We start from the raw sequence: 15899 nt of genomic DNA, 5'->3' as shown, positions 1-15899 counted from the left end.
GGCACAGCCCGATAGCCGCGCCTTTGCGGAACTATCGCGATAAATTTACCTTTTCCGCGAACCCGGCGCGTGCGATAGGCGCGGCCAAGAAGAAACTCGCGGAGACCTCAACATGACGACATCGGATCCATCGAAGGCGATGGAAATCGCTGAAATCCACGATACCAGCCTGCTCGCCTTCTACCGTGACATGAACCTGCAGGAGCGGCGCACCTTCTGGGCGTGCGCCTCGGGCTGGGCGCTCGACGGCATGGATTTCATGATCTATCCGCTCGTGATCGGCACCATCATCACGCTGTGGAAGGTCGATGCCGGCACCGCGGGCCTTGCGGGCACGGTGACACTGCTCTCGTCCGCCATCGGCGGCTGGCTCGGCGGTTATCTTGCCGACCGCATCGGGCGCGTCAGGACGCTGCAGCTCACCATTCTCTGGTTCTCGTTCTTCTCGCTCGTCTGCGCGGTCGCGCAGAATTTCGATCAGCTCCTGATCGCGCGGGCCGTTCTGGGCCTCGGCTTCGGCGGCGAATGGGCGGCGGGCGCGGTACTGATGGGCGAAGCCATCCGGCCGGAATATCGCGGGCGCGCGGTCGGCTCGGTGCAATCAGGCTGGGCCGTCGGCTGGGGCCTCGCGGTGCTGGCGCAGGCGATCCTGTTCTCGATTCTTCCAGCGGAGACCGCCTGGCGCTGGATGTTCGTGATCGGCGCGCTGCCGGCGCTGCTGGTGTTCTATCTGCGCCGCTATGTTACGGAGCCTGAGATCGCCGCAGCCACGCGCGAAAAACAGCAGGCCGCTGGCGACCGGCCGTCGCTATTGGAGATCTTCCACGGACCGATCCTGAAGACGACCATCCTGGCGGCGCTGGCGGCGACGGGGTGCCAGGGCGGCTACTACGCCATCACCTTCTGGGTGCCGCGCTTCCTCACCACCGAGCGCCACCTTTCGATCGTTACCTCGACCGGCTACCTCGCCGCGCTGATCATCGGCTCGTTCATTGGCTATCTCGTCGGCGCCTGGCTCGCCGACCGCATTGGCCGTCGGAATCTGTTCCTGACCTTCTCGCTCGGCGCCATCGCGGTCGTGCTCGTCTATACGCAAGTGCAGATCAGCAACGAATTGCTGTGGGTGCTGGGCTTTCCGCTCGGCTTCTTTGCCTCCGGCTATTTCTCCGGCATGGGCGCGTTCCTGACCGAGCTCTATCCCACCAGGCTGCGCGGATCCGGACAGGGCTTCTGCTATAATTTCGGCCGCGGCATCGGCGCGCTGTTCCCCTATCTCGTCGGCGCGCTCTCGACCACGACCTCGCTCGCCAACGCAATCGCGATTTTCGCGGTCGCCGCTTACGCTGTATTCTTCCTGGCCGCCTACGCGCTGCCGGAGACCCGCGGACGGGTGTTGCATGCAGATGGCTAAAGCATGATGAGATCAAGTTGCGCCGCGACGGAGCTGCGCTCCCTCTCCTGCTTGCGGGGGAGGGCTGGGGTGGGGGTGTCTCCACGATTGACGCTCTTTGAGTGGAGAGAGCCCCCACCCGGCGCTGCGCCATAGCCGAAGCTTCGCTTCGGCGTCCCTTAGGAACGGCCGCCGAAGGCGGCCTATGCCTCCCCCGCAAGCGGGAGAGGTGCACTGAGTTCGCGGCGGGAGCGAGTCAACCAAATGGTAGCTCACACTAGAACCGGAGGCTTTCCATGACGCCGCTCAAGGGCAAGACGCTGTTCATTACCGGTGCAAGCCGCGGCATCGGGCTTGCAATCGCGCTGCGGGCGGCACGCGATGGCGCCAACGTCGCGATCGCCGCCAAGACCACCGAGCCGCATCCCAAACTGAAAGGCACGATCTACACCGCCGCCGACGATATCCGCGCCGCCGGCGGCAAGGCGCTGCCGGTCGTCTGCGATATCAGGGACGAGGCGCAGGTGATCGCGGCGATCGACAAGACGGTCGCCGAATTCGGCGGCATCGACATCTGCGTCAACAACGCCAGCGCCATCAGCCTGACCAACTCGCAGGCCACCGACATGAAGCGGTTCGACCTGATGATGGGCATCAATACGCGCGGCACCTTCATGGTGTCGAAATATTGCATTCCGCATTTGAAGAAGGCGGCGAATCCGCACATTTTGATGCTGTCGCCACCACCAGACATGAAAGCAAAGTGGTTCGAGAACTCCACCGCCTACACCATGGCGAAGTTCGGCATGAGCATGTGCGTGCTGGGGCTGTCGGGCGAATTGCGATCGGCTGGTGTTGCTGTCAACGCGCTGTGGCCGCGCACGACGATCGCCACCGCCGCGGTCGGCAACCTCCTCGGCGGCGACGCCATGATGCGCGTCAGCCGCACGCCCGAGATCATCGGCGATGCCGCCCACGTCATCCTGACCAAACCGGCACGCGAATTCACCGGCCGGTTCTGCATCGACGACAAGGTGCTCTATGACAGCGGCGTGCGCGACTTCGAACACTACCGTGTTGATTCGTCGGTGCCGCTGATGTCGGACTTCTTCGTGCCCGACGACGATATGCCGCCGCCCGGCGTCACTGTGCAACCGCTCCCCTCCGTTGGCGAAGCCCAGAAGTCACGGTAGAACCCGATTGAAGCGAATGGCCGCCTCCCTCTCCCCGTTCTTAACGGGAAGAGGGTCAGCGGTGACAGGCGGACTTGCGGAGAGTCCCCTCACCCGGAATTCAAGCGCAGCTTCAGTGCGGAGGAATTTGTGGGCTGGCAGAAATGGATCGCGGCAACGATCGCGTTCGCCGCCGCGGTGGCGATTGCCGTCTACTTCCGCCCTGATCGGGCCATTCGTGTGGCGACCGGCGCGGTCGCACATAATGTCTGTTCCAAGGTATTCGTCTCCGGCCTCGATCCGGAAACGGTGTTTTCCGAGACGATCGATCGTGCCGGCATCCGCAGACTGCGTCCGCTGCTCCGCTTTGCGCTCGACCGCGCGGGCAAGACCGTCGATGCGTCAGTGGCGGGATGGCTGACAAGCCGCGCCGCCTTTCACGATGGATTCGGATGCGTGATGCTGCACGGCGCGAAGGCGCCTTACGTACTCAAGAGCGACATCGATGCGCTGAAGGTGACAAAAGCGCCGCCGCTGCTCGAGGAGATCGCGGGCCCTGAGGCTGTCGAGCCTTCGGACCCGGCGCTGAAAGCGGCGCTCGATCATGCCTTCGAGGAGCCGGCGGAGCCGCCGCTCCGGCGCACCAAGGCGGTGGTGGTGGTCCATAACGGCAAGGTCATCGCCGAGCGCTACGCGAACGGCGTCAGCGTCGACACGCCGCTGCTTGGTTTTTCCATGACCAAGTCGGTGATCAATGCGCTGATCGGAATCCTGACGCAACAAGGCCTGGTCACACCGTCGATGCCGGCGCCGATTCCGGAGTGGCGCGGCAGGAATGATCCGCGCCGCGAGATCGAGGTCGAGCACCTCATGCGCATGACAACGGGCCTGGCGCTGGACGAGACCAATTCGGGCTTCGATCCCTCCAGCCAGATGCTCTACCTCCGCGATGACATGGCGGGCTTTGCGTTGAAGGCGCCCCTGATAGCGCCGCCCGGCACGCGCTGGCACTATTCAAGTCCCTCGACGCAACTATTGGCGCGGATCATCCGCTATGCCGTCGGCGGCCCCGAGCAGATGCTCGCCTTTGCCTGGCGCGAATTGTTCAACCCGCTCGGCATGCGCAGCGTCACGCTGGAATTCGACGGCAGCGGCACACTGCAAGGCACCGCCTACATGCTGGCGAGCGCGCGGGACTGGGCACGCTTCGGGCTGCTCTATCTCAATGACGGCGTGGTCGGCGGCAAGCGGCTGTTGCACGAAGACTGGGTGGATTTTTCCGCCGCCGCGACCCTGAAGACCGACTATGGCGCCGGCTTCTGGACCAACCGCAGCGAACATCGGAGCGCCAAGGCCCGCATCGCGCTCGGCATTCCCCGCGATGCTTTCTTCGCCTCCGGCGATCTCGGCCAGCGCATCGTCATCATGCCGACGCAGCATCTCGTCGTGGTTCGCCTCGGCGACAGCGTCGATCGGACCGGCGACATGCGCGGATTGGCGCGGTTGGTGAAAGAGGTGATCGCAGCGGTGGAGCGTTAGTGGCCCTTCGTCATTGCGAGCGAAGCGAAGCAATCCATGTTGCCACTTGCGGAGGCATGGATTGCTTCGTCGCTTCGCTCCTCGCAATGACGGCGGATTGCGTGGCGTTCAGCGCCCCACCTGATACGACCCACCCTTCTCCAACGCGCGGGCGTAGGCCGGGCGCGCGTGAATGCGCTCGAGGAAGGCCATGCACCTGGGGTGCCCCTCCTCCAGCCCGGCGCGCGCGGAAGCGACCTCCAGCGGAAAGCTCATCTGGATGTCGGCTGCGCTGAACTCGTTGCCCGCGAACCATTGGCTTCTGCCGAGTTCTGCCTCCCAGAACGCCATGTGCTGCTTGAGCTGCGGGTTCACGAGCGCCGTCAGCACCTGGTTGGAGACCTTGCGCACGAGCGGGCGGAGCAAGGAGGGCGCCCGTTTCGGCATGACCGTGAACAGGAGCTTCAACAGCAGCGGCGGCATCGCCGAGCCTTCGGCATAATGCAGCCAATAGGTGTAGCGCAGCCGTTCCGGCGTCCCGGCCGGCGGGATCAGGCGTCCCTCGCCATAGGCGCCGAGGATGTATTCGACGATCGCACCCGATTCCGCGATCGTGTTGCCGTTGTCGGTAATAACAGGCGATTTGCCAAGCGGATGGACGGCCAGGAGCTCCTTCGGCCCGCGCATGTCCTGCTGGCGCTGGTAGCGCACGATTTCGTAGGGTACGCCGAGCTCTTCGAGGAGCCACAGCACCCGTTGCGAGCGCGAATTGTTGAGGTGATGAACGGTCAGCACGGCGTACCCCGAAAATGCAAAGAACCTTCTCGCGCGTTCCCTATCAGGCAATCGCCGGATTCGCGATTAGCCGAGAGGCCAAATTATTTACCCGGGTGATATTGACAACCAAATTATACCCGGACATAAATATACACATCACGAACCAACAAGATATCTCAAATGAACCAGACCTTTACAGCCTTCGAAGGCCAGCGTCGCCTGGCCTCCGGGCCCCTGCCCGTGGTCGCGCTGGCCGTCAAGCGGGCTGGCCAGAGCACCGATCCGGTTGCGATCTTCTGTGACCGGACGGGCCGCGCGGTCGATCTCGACCTTCGCGGCAGCGATGACGAGATCCTGGCAAGGCTGCCGACGGCAGCGCCGCCAAACGAGACGCCGGAATTGCCGCCGGGCGAGCCGCGCGGCCGTGGCCGGCCGAAACTCGGCGTGGTCGCGCGCGAAGTGACGCTGCTGCCGCGCCATTGGGAATGGCTCAACGCGCAGCCCGGCGGGGCCTCGGTGGCATTGCGCAAGCTCGTGGACGAGGCCCGCCGCGTAAGCGGCGACCGCGACCGCCAGCGCGCCGCGCGCGAGGCCGCCTATCATTTCATGTCGGCGATGGCCGGCAACCTGCCGAAATTCGAGGAGGCCTCGCGCGCCCTGTTCGCCGATGACCGCCGCCGCTTTGTCGGCGAGATCGCCGATTGGCCGCCGGACATTCGCGACCACGTCGTCAAGCTCGCCTACAGCGACCGCGCGGATTAGCGCGTGGTGAAAGCTCGCACCAGCCGCGATGCGGTGCGCTCCCTCTCCCGCTTGCGAGAGGGCGGGGTGAGGGTGCCTCCGCGAGTCGGACCGTTCTTGTATGTGGAGAGAGCCCCCACCCGGCGCTTACGCGCCGACCTCCCCCGCAAGCGGGAGAGGTGAAGTGAGCCCGCTACGCGACTGAATTACTCAACGATCGATTATTGCTTCAACAGGAATGCCTCATGTCCACGCCGCCGCCGCTCTGGAGGACCTTTCTGGCCTTCCTGCTGCCGATGATGCTGAGCAACATTTTGCAGGCCCTGTTCGGCACCATCAACAGCGTCTATCTGGGACAGATGATCGGGGTCGACGCGCTCGCCGCGGTCTCGGTGTTCTTTCCGGTGATGTTCTTTCTGGTCGCCTTCGTGATTGGTTTGAGCTCGGGCGCGACCGTGCTGGTCGGCCAGGCCTTCGGCGCCGGCGAGCCTGACAAGGTCAAGGCGGTGGCGGGCACCACACTGACGGTCGCGCTCCTGTTGGCAAGTGCAATCGCGCTGTTCGGGTTGCTGTTCACGCGCGAGCTCCTGGTCGCGCTCGCCACGCCGGCCGACATCCTCGATGCCGCCACGTCCTACGCGCGGACCATGATGATCACGATGCCGCTCACCTTCGCCTTCATCATGGCCACGGCGATGCTGCGCGGCGTCGGCGACACGCTTACGCCGCTGTTCGCGCTCGCGATTTCGACTGTCATCGGCCTCATGGTGACGCCGGCGTTGATCCGCGGCTGGCTTGGCCTGCCGCATCTCGGCGTCGCCAGCGCCGCCTGGGCCTCGGCGGTGTCGAGCCTGCTGACATTGGTGTGGCTCAACGTCCATCTGCGGCGAAGAGGCCATGCGCTGGCTTTCGGTGCCGCGTTCCTGCGCGCGATGCGGCCGGACGGCGGGCTGTTACGGATCGTGTTGCGGCTTGGCATTCCCGCAGCGCTCGGCATGGTGGTGATGTCGCTTGCCGAGCTGGTGCTGCTCGGCCTCGTCAACGGCTTCGGCTCCAAGGCCACGGCGGCCTATGGCGCCGTCAACCAGGTCTTGAGCTATGTGCAGTTCCCCGCGCTGTCGATCGCGATATCGGTCTCTATCTTTGGCGCTCAGGCAATCGGCCGCGGCCAGGCCAGCCAGGTCGGCGCCATCGTCCGCACCGGGCTAAAGATGAACGTGATCCTGACCGGCGGACTGGCCGCGCTTGGTTATCTGTTCTCCCGCACGCTGATGGGCTTTTTCATCACCGACCCGGCGGTGCTCGAGCTCGCGCAGGGACTGCTGCACATCGTGCTGTGGAGCTCGGTCCTGTTCGGGAGGTCGACGGTGTTTTCGGGGGCGATGCGCGCCGGCGGCACGGTGTGGATGCCGTTGTTGATCTCCGCCCTCGCGATCGCGCTGGTCGAGATCCCGTCCGCCATCGTCCTCAGCCGGCTGATCGGCATCGAGGGGGTATGGGCGGCCTATCCGATCACCTTCTGCACCATGTTCCTGCTGCAGATGGGCTATTACATGCTGGTCTGGCGGAAGCAGACCATCGAGCGTTTGATTTGACCGGGAAGCGGGATCATCGCAATATGATGATGATCATCATATTGTAGACGGAGCGCACGGATCGCGCCACAATAGGGCCAAGGAGAAACCCGAAGGGCAGGGAGGGTCGCCTCCCCATTTGACAGTTCGCCCGTCCATCTCTCAAGCAACAACAACAAGGAATTATCTCATGCGCGTTCTCGTCGTCGGCGCCGGTGCGATCGGCGGATATTTCGGTGGGCGGCTGCTGCAGGCCGGCCGTGACATTACATTTCTGGTCCGCCCCAGGCGCGCATCCGAACTCGCGACCGCCGGGCTCGTGATCAAGAGCCCTAACGGCGACGTGACGCTGAAAAATCCGCCGACCGTGCAGGCGGACAAATTGAGCGAGAAATTCGATGTCGTACTGTTGAGCTGCAAGGCATTCGACCTGGAGGACGCCATCAAGTCGTTCGCGCCGGCGGTCGGACCGAACACCGCGATCATCCCGCTGCTCAACGGCATGCTGCATCTCAATGCCCTCGACAAGAAATTCGGCGCCGAGCATGTGCTCGGCGGCCTGTGCGCGATTGCGGCAACACTGAATGAAGCGCGCGAAGTGGTGCAGTTGCAGCCGATGCAGTCGCTGACCTTCGGCGAACGTGACGGCAAGATGTCGGACCGCGTGCGCGCGATCGCGGAGGTGTTTTCCGCCATCAATGGCGCCACCGCCAGCGACCATGTGATGCAGGACATGTGGGAGAAGTGGGTGTTCCTGGCTTCGCTCGCGGCCTCCACCAGCGTGATGCGCACCTCCGTCGGCAATATCCTGGCGGCGCCCGGCGGCAAGGATTTCCTGCTCGGCATGCTCGACGAATGCAGCGCGGTGGCGACGGCCGAAGGCTATGCGCCGGCTGGGCCGTTCTTCGAGCGCGCCAAGGGCATGCTGACCGCCGAAGGCTCGCCGATGACCGCCTCGATGTTCCGCGACATCAAGGCCGGCATGCCGGTCGAAGCCGATCACGTGATCGGCGACCTCGTCGCCCGCGCGGATGCAGCCAAGATTCCGGTGCCGAAGCTGCGCACGGCCTATACGCATCTGAAGGCGTATGAGTTGCAGCGGGGCAAGTAGTCTCGCAGCCCGGGTGAAGCGCAGCGCAACCCGGGGCGGGTCCCTCGGCGGCGCGCGGCGTTCCCGATCACCATCAGAGATGCGCGAGATAATGCGCGAGCGCGGTGATCTCTTCGTCGCTCAAGGGATAGGCGACATCGGCCATCGCGGCCATGCCGCCGCCCGAGCGCACGCTGGACTTGTAGTCGTGCAGCGCCTTGACGAGATATTCCTCGCGCTGGCCGGCGATGCGCGCCACCGCCTTGGTGCCGGCATAGCTGTCGGTATGGCATGACGCGCAGCGGCGGCCGGCCGCGGCCTGCTTGCCCTTTTCCGACAGATCAGGATCGTCATCCTTCGGGCCTTTCGGCGGCGTCAGCGAGGAGAAATAAGCGCCGAGATTGCGGATGTCGTCATTGTTGAGCTGCTCGACGATCGGCTGCATCAGCTCGTTCTTGCGGGTGCCGGCGCGGAAGAACACGAGCTGCCATTGGATGAACTGATCCGGTTGGCCGGCGAGCGAGGGGATGTTTTCCGTTTGCGAAATGCCGTTCTCGCCGTGGCATGCGATGCACATCTCGGCTTTCTCCTTGCCGGCCGCGACATCGGCGGCGCGGGCGGGAGTGAGCGCGATTGAAGCCAGCGCAAGGCTGCTTGCCACGTACCATACAAACCGCTCGCGCATGAGCCACACATCCATGTCACTGAGTTCGTCATTCCGGGACGCGACGCAGTCGCGAGCCCGGAATCCATAACCACCGCTCGTGGTCATGGGTTCCGGACCCGCCCGCTTCGCGTACGATCCGGAACGACAATATGAGGGATCAAAAAGGAAAAGGCTGCGGCCACCATACGGCCACCGCAGCCTCCGTTCGTCACAGTCTCACTTCTTGCTGTAGCTGATGCGATAGATCGCACCGGCCCAGTCGTCGGCAACGAGGATCGAGCCATCCTTGTCGAGGATGATGTCGGCAGGGCGGCCGAGATAGCCCTGGTCACCTTCGATCCAGCCGGACGCCAGCACTTCCTGCTTGGCGTTCTTGCCGTCAGGACCGACGATCACGCGCACGATCCGTCCGCCCTGGTACTTGTGCCTGTTCCACGAGCCGTGCTCGGCGATCAGGATGTTGTTCTTGTAGTCGGCCGGGAATTGATTGCCGGTGTAGAACTTCATGCCGAGCGGGGCGACGTGGGCGCCGAGGTTGAGCACGGGCGGCGTGAACTCCGAGCATTTATGCCCCATCGCGAATTTCGGATCGGGCATGTCGCCCTGGTGGCAATAGGGATAGCCGAAATGCTCGCCGATCTTCGTGATCATGTTGAGCTTGTCGCTCGGCAGGTCGTCGCTGATCCAGTCGCGCGCGTTCTCGGTGAACCAGTAGCGGCCAGTGCGCGGATCGACATCGCCGCCGACGCTGTTGCGCACGCCGAGGGCCCAGATTTCCGCGTTGCCGGTCTTGGGATCGACGCGGCGGATCTGCGAGACGCTGGTCGGGGGAACGCCGATGTTGAAGGGCGGTCCGAACGGAATGTAGAACCAGCCGTCCTTGTCGACAGCGATATATTTCCAGCCATGCGCGGCATAGGAGGGCATGTCGTCATAGACCACCTTGCCCTGGCCGAGATTGTCGAGATTGGCTTCCGCATTGTCGTAGCGGATCAGCTTGTCGACCGCGATCACGTAGAGCGCGCCGTCGCGGAAGGCGAGACCGGTGGGCATGTTCAGCCCCTTGAGGATGGTCTTGACCTCTTTCTTGCCGTTGTTGTCCTTGATCGCATAGACGTTGCCGAGCCCGAACGAGCCGACGAACAGCGTGCCCTTGTCGCCCCAGGCCATCTGCCGCGCGGCGAGCACGTTCGACGCATAGACTTCGATCTTGAAGCCCTGTGGGAGCTTGATCTTCTTGATCAACGCCGCCAGCTCGGAGTCGGAGGCGCCGGTCGGCGGTCCTGACGGCGGGGCAAGCCCCTTTTGCGCTTCAGTCTCGTCGCCCAGGAACCAGTCATCCGGCGGATGGGTCCAGAATTCCTTGCTGCCGGATTCGTATTTCTTCAGCGTTCTACCCTTGTCCTGCTGCTGTTGCTGCGCATTGGCAAAGCCTGTCCCCGCCACAAGGGCGATGGTGGCAAGCGCAAGAATGGAACGATTGAAAACCGATTGCATCGCGTTGCTCCCCTATCCAGCCGGGCGGCTGGCTCTTTATTGATTCTAACGAGACGATCGTAATGGCCTGCGAGAGATAGGCCAGAGCGAAAAATGTTAGCACATCCCCGGCGCGAGAGAAGCGCAGGCGATGAACTGCGCATTCGAGCGAGGTCAAGACAAGTTGAGGGGATCGCTTGCGTTGTTTTCTAGCGAAGCATCAGCGATGTCATTGCGCCGCAATATTCGTTCGAAGCTAACGCCTCTCGTAGACTGACGGCCGGCAATTTCGATTGGCTGGGAAATCAATCGTCGGATGACTGGTCGGCAGCGATCGAGCTGGGTCTCATATCCCGTCGGAGCCAACTTCGCGTAAGCTTGCTTCGGTCCAGCAAGGGAAGCTGCGCTCTGCTGCCAGGCAGAGGGAGTTCGGCGGACGGGAAATTTGGAGCGGGCGAAGGGGCTCGAACCCTCGACCCCGACCTTGGCAAGGTCGTGCTCTACCACTGAGCTACACCCGCGTCCTGATGGCGGCGATCGCTCGCCGGCAACGGCAGAGCTATGCCAAAAGCGGACCGTGAATGCAACAGGTCCGAAGGTGACGAAATCGCCTGATTTCATGCCAAATGGGGATGAAACGGCCGCGAGCAACGCCACCGAGGGCAATTTGCCGGCGACTCGCCGCGTTTTTCGCCCGGGAACCCGCTTTTCCAGCTCCACGCCGCCACAGCCGATTCGGCTCGGGAAACCCTGCAAATTCCGGCCGCATTTGGTCGCGACTGTGCGCTGCTGGCCACCCAGGGTCGGCCGGCGCTGCGGCGGAACGGTAAGTGCGCCCACCGATTGAAATTTGCCGCCAAACCGCCATTTAGCTGACGGGTGTTCGGTTCCGGCCGTGCTAGAACGGGCGCCAATCTCGGGACATCAGGCGAGGATATCGTGACGATAGTTGAGCAGGGCGGCGGTCCGGCGCCGCAGGCAGGTGATCTGATCAAGGAAACGACCACCCAGACGTTCGTCAAGGACGTGATCGAGGAGTCGAAGCGCCAGCCGGTGCTGATCGATTTTTGGGCGCCCTGGTGCGGCCCCTGCCGCCAGCTCACCCCGATCCTGGAGAAGGTGGTCACCAACGCCAAAGGCCGGGTCAAGCTCGTCAAGATGAACATCGACGAGCATCCGTCGATCCCCGGCCAGATGGGCATCCAGTCGATTCCGGCGGTGATCGCCTTCGTCAACGGTCAGCCGGCCGACGGCTTCATGGGCGCTATCCCGGAGAGCCAGGTCAACGCCTTCATCGAGCGGCTGACCAAGGGCGTCCCGGCCGCGGGCGAGCCGAATATTGCCGAGATCCTCAAGGAAGCCGACGCCGTGCTCGCCGAAGGCGACGCCGCGGCCGCGGCGCAGATCTACGCCGAGGTGCTCGGCATCGACGCCACCAATATCGCCGCGCTCGCCGGTCTCGCCAAATGCTACGTCACGACGGGCGCGGTCGACCAGGCCAAGCAGACGCTGGCCATGGTGCCGGAGTCCAAGCGTAACGATCCGGCCGTCAAGGCGGTGCAGGCCGCGATCGACCTTGCCGAGCAGGCGCAATCGGTCGGTCCGATCGGCGAATTGGAACAGAAGGTCGCCGCGAACCCGCTCGATCATCAGGCGCGGTTCGATCTCGCTACCGCGCTGAACGCGATGGGCAATCGCATCGAGGCGACCAACCAGCTCCTGGAGATCGTCAAGCGCGATCGCAAGTGGAATGACGACGGCGCACGCAAGCAGCTGGTCCAGCTGTTCGAAGCGTGGGGCGGAGCGGATGAAGCGACCGTCGAAGGACGAAAGCGGCTTTCGACGATCCTGTTCTCCTAGAGCATGATCAGAAAAAGTGGAAACCGGTTTTCCGAAATGATCATGCTCAAACAAAAACATGAGACTATGATCCGATTTCGTTTCAATCGGATCATGATCTAGTGCGTGCATAACACCGGGGCCGCAGATGCCGATCAATGCCGAATATCGGGGCCCGGCCGAGCTTCCGGAGGTGATCGCGGTCTTTCCGCTTGCCGGCGCGCTGCTGTTGCCGCGCGGCCAGATGCCGCTCAACATCTTCGAGCCGCGCTATCTCGCGATGGTCGACGACGCTTTCCGCGACGGCCACCGGCTGATCGGCATGATCCAGCCCGACGTGACGCATTCGCACAATGAGGAGAAGCCGGCGCTGTTCCGCATCGGCTGCGTCGGCCGCATCACCCAGCTCGCCGAATCCGGCGACGGCCGCTACATCCTCGAACTCACCGGCGTGGCGCGCTTCAAGGTGGTCGAGGAGCTCACCGTGCTGACCGCGTACCGCCAGTGCAAGGTCGACTTCTTCTCCTTCAGCAGCGATTTCGTCGCGCGCAAGGGCGAGGAGGATGTCGACCGCGAGGCGCTGCTCGCGGTGCTGACGGACTTCCTCAAGGCCAACAATCTGAAAGTCGATTGGGCCGGCATCGAAGCCGCGCCGAACGAGGCGCTGGTCAACGCGCTGGCGATGATGTCGCCCTATGGCCCGGCGGAGAAGCAGGCGATGCTTGAGGCGCCCGACCTGAAGACCCGCGCGGAAATCCTGATCGCGGTGACCGAGATGGATCTCGCCAAGAAGCGCACCAGCGGCGATCCGCCATTGCAGTGATTTGCGGCTCGAACGCGGTTTGGTCGAATCGGCCGCGGGCTCGCTTCACCTCTCCCGCTTGCGGAGGAGGCGTGGGCCGCCATTGGCGGCCGTTGCTAAAGAACGCCGAAGCAGAGCTTCGACTACGGCGCAGCGCCGGGTGGGGGCTCTCTCCACTCGGACGTTCTGTCTTGAAATCACGCTGGTCCAACCCCGAGGAAATACCCTCACCCCAACCCTCTCCCGCAAGCGGGAGAGGGAGAGGGAGCGCAGCATCCATCGCGGATGCGATCCAGCCCAATCTCATCTCGCTCTAATACCCCGCGACCGCCATCGCGACCACGGCGCCGAGCGCCATCCAGCCGAAATGCCGGCCGCGCGTCGCAACCGCATTGGCGAAGGCCGCAAAGGCGAACACGCAGGCCAGCGTGACGACGATCCAGTGCCGCGCCACCTCCGAGGCCATCCAGGGCGCGGCGAGCAGCAGCACGCCGCCGCCGATCCATGCCACCGTGCCGGCCTGCCAGACCAGCCGGATCAGCGTGCGAAGCCGCGCCGGCTCGATCGTCATTTTCGGAAACACCTTGAACTCGCCGAGGTAGCCGTGGATCAGCGCCGCCGCGATCGCGGCGAGGCCGGAACATTGCAGCAGGATATCGCGCATGCTCGCCTCCATACAGTTGTGTATGGTTATCGCCCGCGCATTGGCGCCTGTCAATACACTGGTGTATGGTGGCCGCATGACCGATCAGCTTTCCGCAAAGGACTGGCTCGACCAGGGCCTGAAAGCCCTGGCAAGACGCGGCTTCACCGCGCTGAAGGCCGAACCCTTGGCAAAACAGATGGGCGTCTCCCGCGGCAGCTTTTACTGGCACTTCGCCGATATCGCCGCCTACCACGCCGGCGTCCTGAAACATTGGCGCGAGATCGCCGCGGAGCGGATCATCGTCGATGTCGAGGCGGCAGCGCCCGGTTCCGACGCCCTCGCCGTGCTGTTGCGTCGGGTGTTTTCCGAAAGGCTGGCGCTGGAAAACGCCATCCGAAGCTGGGCGAACGTCGACGCTTCAGCACGCGCCGCCGTGCAGGCGATCGACCAGCGGCGGCTCGGCTATGTCGAGGGCCTCCTGAAGCGGGCGGGCCTCACCGACGAGATAGCCCGCCCTCGCGCCCAGATTCTCTATTGGGCGTTTCTCGGCCACGCGCTGACCGAGCAGCCGCTGCCGAAAGCAAAGCAGCAGACGATCGTCGACGAACTCTTGCGCATGGCAGTGCGTTGATCGAGTGTGATAGAGAAACAAGCCCCCGAGCTGGAAGACCGTCATGAGCGCCCCGACCGATCATCTCGAAAGCACCGCCGATCCAAAGCTCCTGGAAATCCTGGTCTGTCCGATCACCAAGGGTCCGCTGGAGTTCGACGCGGAACGCCAAGAACTGATCTCGCGCTCCGCAAAACTCGCATATCCGATCCGCGACGGCATCCCGATCATGCTGCCGGAAGAAGCACGCAAGATCGATGATAGAGGAGGCGAATAGCGAATAGGGGGTGGCGAATAGCGAATAGAGGAGCCTTCCATTCGCCACTCGCTATTCGCCATTCGCGCGCTACAGCGCTTCGCCCTTCAACAGCCGCGGCACTTCGCCCGACAGCCCCGCCGCCTGGCGGATGAACAGGCTCTTCAGCGGCGGCAGGCGGTCGACGACGCCGAGCCCGACGTCGCGCACGGTCCTGAGCAGCGTCGATTCGTTGGAGAACAAGAAGTTCAGAGAATTGGTCGCGACCCCCATCGCCATGGTGTCGAAGCGGCGCCAGCGTTGGTAGCGCTCGAGCACATCGGCCTGGCCGAGATCGATGCCGAGCCGTGCCGCATCGACCACCACTTCCGCCAATGCCGCGACGTCCTTCAGCCCCATATTGAGCCCTTGCCCCGCAATCGGATGGATCAGATGCGCGGCGTCGCCGACCAGGGCCAGCCGTTCGGCGATGAAGGAGCGCGCGACGAAATAGCCGAGCGGAAACGCGCGCGGCTTGTCGAGCGCCTTGACCTCGCCGAGATGCAAACCAAAACGCCGCTCCAACTCGTCGTGGAATTCCCCCTCGCTCAAGCCGACGATGCGGGACGCTTCCTTGCGGTTCTCGGTCCACACCAGCGACGAGCGTTTTCCCTTCAGCGGCAGGATCGCGAACGGACCTGCGGGCAGAAAATGCTCTTCGGCGCGACCCTGGTGATCGCGCTCGTGGCCGACCGTGACGACAATGCCGGACTGGTCATAGTCCCAGCCATGGGTGACGATGCCGGCGCGCTCGCGCAGCTTCGAGCGCGCGCCATCAGCCGCTACCAGCAGGCTCGCTTCGATCACACTGCCATCCGCGAGCGTCACGGTCACGAGATCGGCATTGGCCTCATAGGTCGAAACCGCACTCGCGCGGAGATCGATGCCTTCGGCCTCGGTGCGCGCCACCAGCGCGTCGATCAGACGCCGGTTCTCGACCATATGCGCAAAGGGCTCGCCAGGCTCGACATCGCCGGCGAAGGTCAGGAACACCGGCCGCGTGGCATCGTCGAGCCGCGAATCGGTGACGACCATGTCGAGGATTGGCTGCGTCGTCTCGGCAATCTCGGCCCAGATGCCGATCGCCTCGAACAGCCGGCGGCAGGCGGCGACGATCGCAGTCGCCCGCGGATCGCGGCTCGGGCGCTGCCCGAGCGCCGGATCGACGACGATAACGGGGATTTCGGCGCCCAGCCCCTGGCGCACCGCCAGGGCCAGCGCCAGGCCCGCAAAGGCGCCCCCGCAAATGACAATGCCTCGCTGTGCCGACATGCAAGTCCCTTACGCGCTCATGCCCTCAGA

Annotated in this window: 15 protein-coding genes and 1 tRNA gene; 10 read left to right on the top strand and 6 right to left on the bottom strand. The window is 63.9% G+C overall.

The features are described 5' to 3' along the window. Positions 1-112: 112 nt before the first annotated feature. The 3 genes from K288_RS0129785 to K288_RS0129775 all read left to right on the top strand — a co-directional run bounded on the left by K288_RS0129785 (position 113) and on the right by K288_RS0129775 (position 4101). Positions 113-1411, top strand: coding sequence for an MFS transporter (locus tag K288_RS0129785; protein ID WP_027582858.1), 1299 nt, complete (start codon positions 113-115; stop codon positions 1409-1411). A 275-nt stretch (positions 1412-1686) separates the two neighbouring features. Continuing rightward, positions 1687-2583: an NAD(P)-dependent oxidoreductase gene (locus K288_RS0129780; RefSeq protein WP_027582857.1), complete on the top strand. Its 897-nt coding sequence runs from the start codon at positions 1687-1689 to the stop codon at positions 2581-2583. Between the two features lie 129 nt (positions 2584-2712). Next, the gene (locus tag K288_RS0129775; protein ID WP_051334809.1) at positions 2713-4101 is read left to right on the top strand and encodes a serine hydrolase; all 1389 of its coding nucleotides are present in this window, start codon (positions 2713-2715) and stop codon (positions 4099-4101) included. A 108-nt stretch (positions 4102-4209) separates the two neighbouring features. Here the strand turns inward: K288_RS0129775 and K288_RS0129770 are convergent, their stop codons facing one another. Beyond that, the gene (locus tag K288_RS0129770; protein ID WP_027582855.1) at positions 4210-4875 is read right to left on the bottom strand and encodes a glutathione S-transferase; all 666 of its coding nucleotides are present in this window, start codon (positions 4873-4875) and stop codon (positions 4210-4212) included. Between the two features lie 162 nt (positions 4876-5037). Between K288_RS0129770 and K288_RS0129765 the strand changes: the two genes are divergently transcribed. From K288_RS0129765 to panE, 3 genes are all read left to right on the top strand, one after another. Then, entirely contained in the window at positions 5038-5619 is a 582-nt protein-coding gene (locus K288_RS0129765) for a DUF2239 family protein (RefSeq protein ID WP_027582854.1), read from the top strand. A 224-nt stretch (positions 5620-5843) separates the two neighbouring features. Then, positions 5844-7193, top strand: a complete 1350-nt coding sequence (locus K288_RS0129760) for an MATE family efflux transporter (RefSeq protein ID WP_027582853.1) — start codon at positions 5844-5846, stop codon at positions 7191-7193. A 169-nt stretch (positions 7194-7362) separates the two neighbouring features. Further along, the gene (panE, locus tag K288_RS0129755) at positions 7363-8283 is read left to right on the top strand and encodes a 2-dehydropantoate 2-reductase (protein WP_027582852.1); all 921 of its coding nucleotides are present in this window, start codon (positions 7363-7365) and stop codon (positions 8281-8283) included. A 73-nt stretch (positions 8284-8356) separates the two neighbouring features. On the opposite strand, the gene K288_RS0129750 is transcribed toward panE, so the two are convergent. The 3 genes from K288_RS0129750 to K288_RS0129740 all read right to left on the bottom strand — a co-directional run bounded on the left by K288_RS0129750 (position 8357) and on the right by K288_RS0129740 (position 10926). Then, the gene (locus K288_RS0129750) at positions 8357-8947 is read right to left on the bottom strand and encodes a c-type cytochrome (RefSeq protein WP_027582851.1); all 591 of its coding nucleotides are present in this window, start codon (positions 8945-8947) and stop codon (positions 8357-8359) included. Between the two features lie 198 nt (positions 8948-9145). Next, entirely contained in the window at positions 9146-10426 is a 1281-nt protein-coding gene (locus K288_RS0129745; RefSeq protein ID WP_027582850.1) for a PQQ-dependent sugar dehydrogenase, read from the bottom strand. Between the two features lie 425 nt (positions 10427-10851). After that, positions 10852-10926, bottom strand: a tRNA-Gly gene (locus K288_RS0129740). A 418-nt stretch (positions 10927-11344) separates the two neighbouring features. Between K288_RS0129740 and trxA the strand changes: the two genes are divergently transcribed. After that, positions 11345-12265 (top strand): thioredoxin, encoded by a 921-nt coding sequence (gene trxA / locus K288_RS0129735; RefSeq protein ID WP_027582849.1) that lies wholly within the window; start codon positions 11345-11347, stop codon positions 12263-12265. A 127-nt stretch (positions 12266-12392) separates the two neighbouring features. Next, positions 12393-13067 carry an LON peptidase substrate-binding domain-containing protein gene (locus tag K288_RS0129730; RefSeq protein ID WP_027582848.1) on the top strand — a complete coding sequence of 225 codons (675 nt, stop codon included), beginning with the start codon at positions 12393-12395 and terminating at the stop codon, positions 13065-13067. Positions 13068-13359: 292 nt separating this feature from the next. Here the strand turns inward: K288_RS0129730 and K288_RS0129725 are convergent, their stop codons facing one another. Further along, a complete protein-coding gene (locus K288_RS0129725; protein ID WP_027582847.1) occupies positions 13360-13710 on the bottom strand; it encodes a hypothetical protein in 351 nt (116 codons plus the stop codon). 76 nt (positions 13711-13786) lie between these two features. Between K288_RS0129725 and K288_RS0129720 the strand changes: the two genes are divergently transcribed. Further along, complete coding sequence (locus K288_RS0129720) at positions 13787-14323, top strand: TetR/AcrR family transcriptional regulator (protein ID WP_027582846.1); 537 nt, start codon at positions 13787-13789, stop codon at positions 14321-14323. Between the two features lie 43 nt (positions 14324-14366). Further along, positions 14367-14579: a Trm112 family protein gene (locus tag K288_RS0129715; RefSeq protein WP_027582845.1), complete on the top strand. Its 213-nt coding sequence runs from the start codon at positions 14367-14369 to the stop codon at positions 14577-14579. Between the two features lie 69 nt (positions 14580-14648). Here the strand turns inward: K288_RS0129715 and K288_RS0129710 are convergent, their stop codons facing one another. Then, on the bottom strand, positions 14649-15869 hold the full coding sequence (locus tag K288_RS0129710) for a ubiquinone biosynthesis hydroxylase (RefSeq protein ID WP_027582844.1): 1221 nt from the start codon (positions 15867-15869) through the stop codon (positions 14649-14651). Positions 15870-15899: the final 30 nt, after the last annotated feature.

Origin of the sequence: Bradyrhizobium sp. Ai1a-2, from assembly GCF_000426245.1 — a bacterium.
Classification (GTDB): Bacteria; Pseudomonadota; Alphaproteobacteria; order Rhizobiales; family Xanthobacteraceae; genus Bradyrhizobium.
This window is presented reverse-complemented; position numbering and strand designations above follow the sequence as displayed.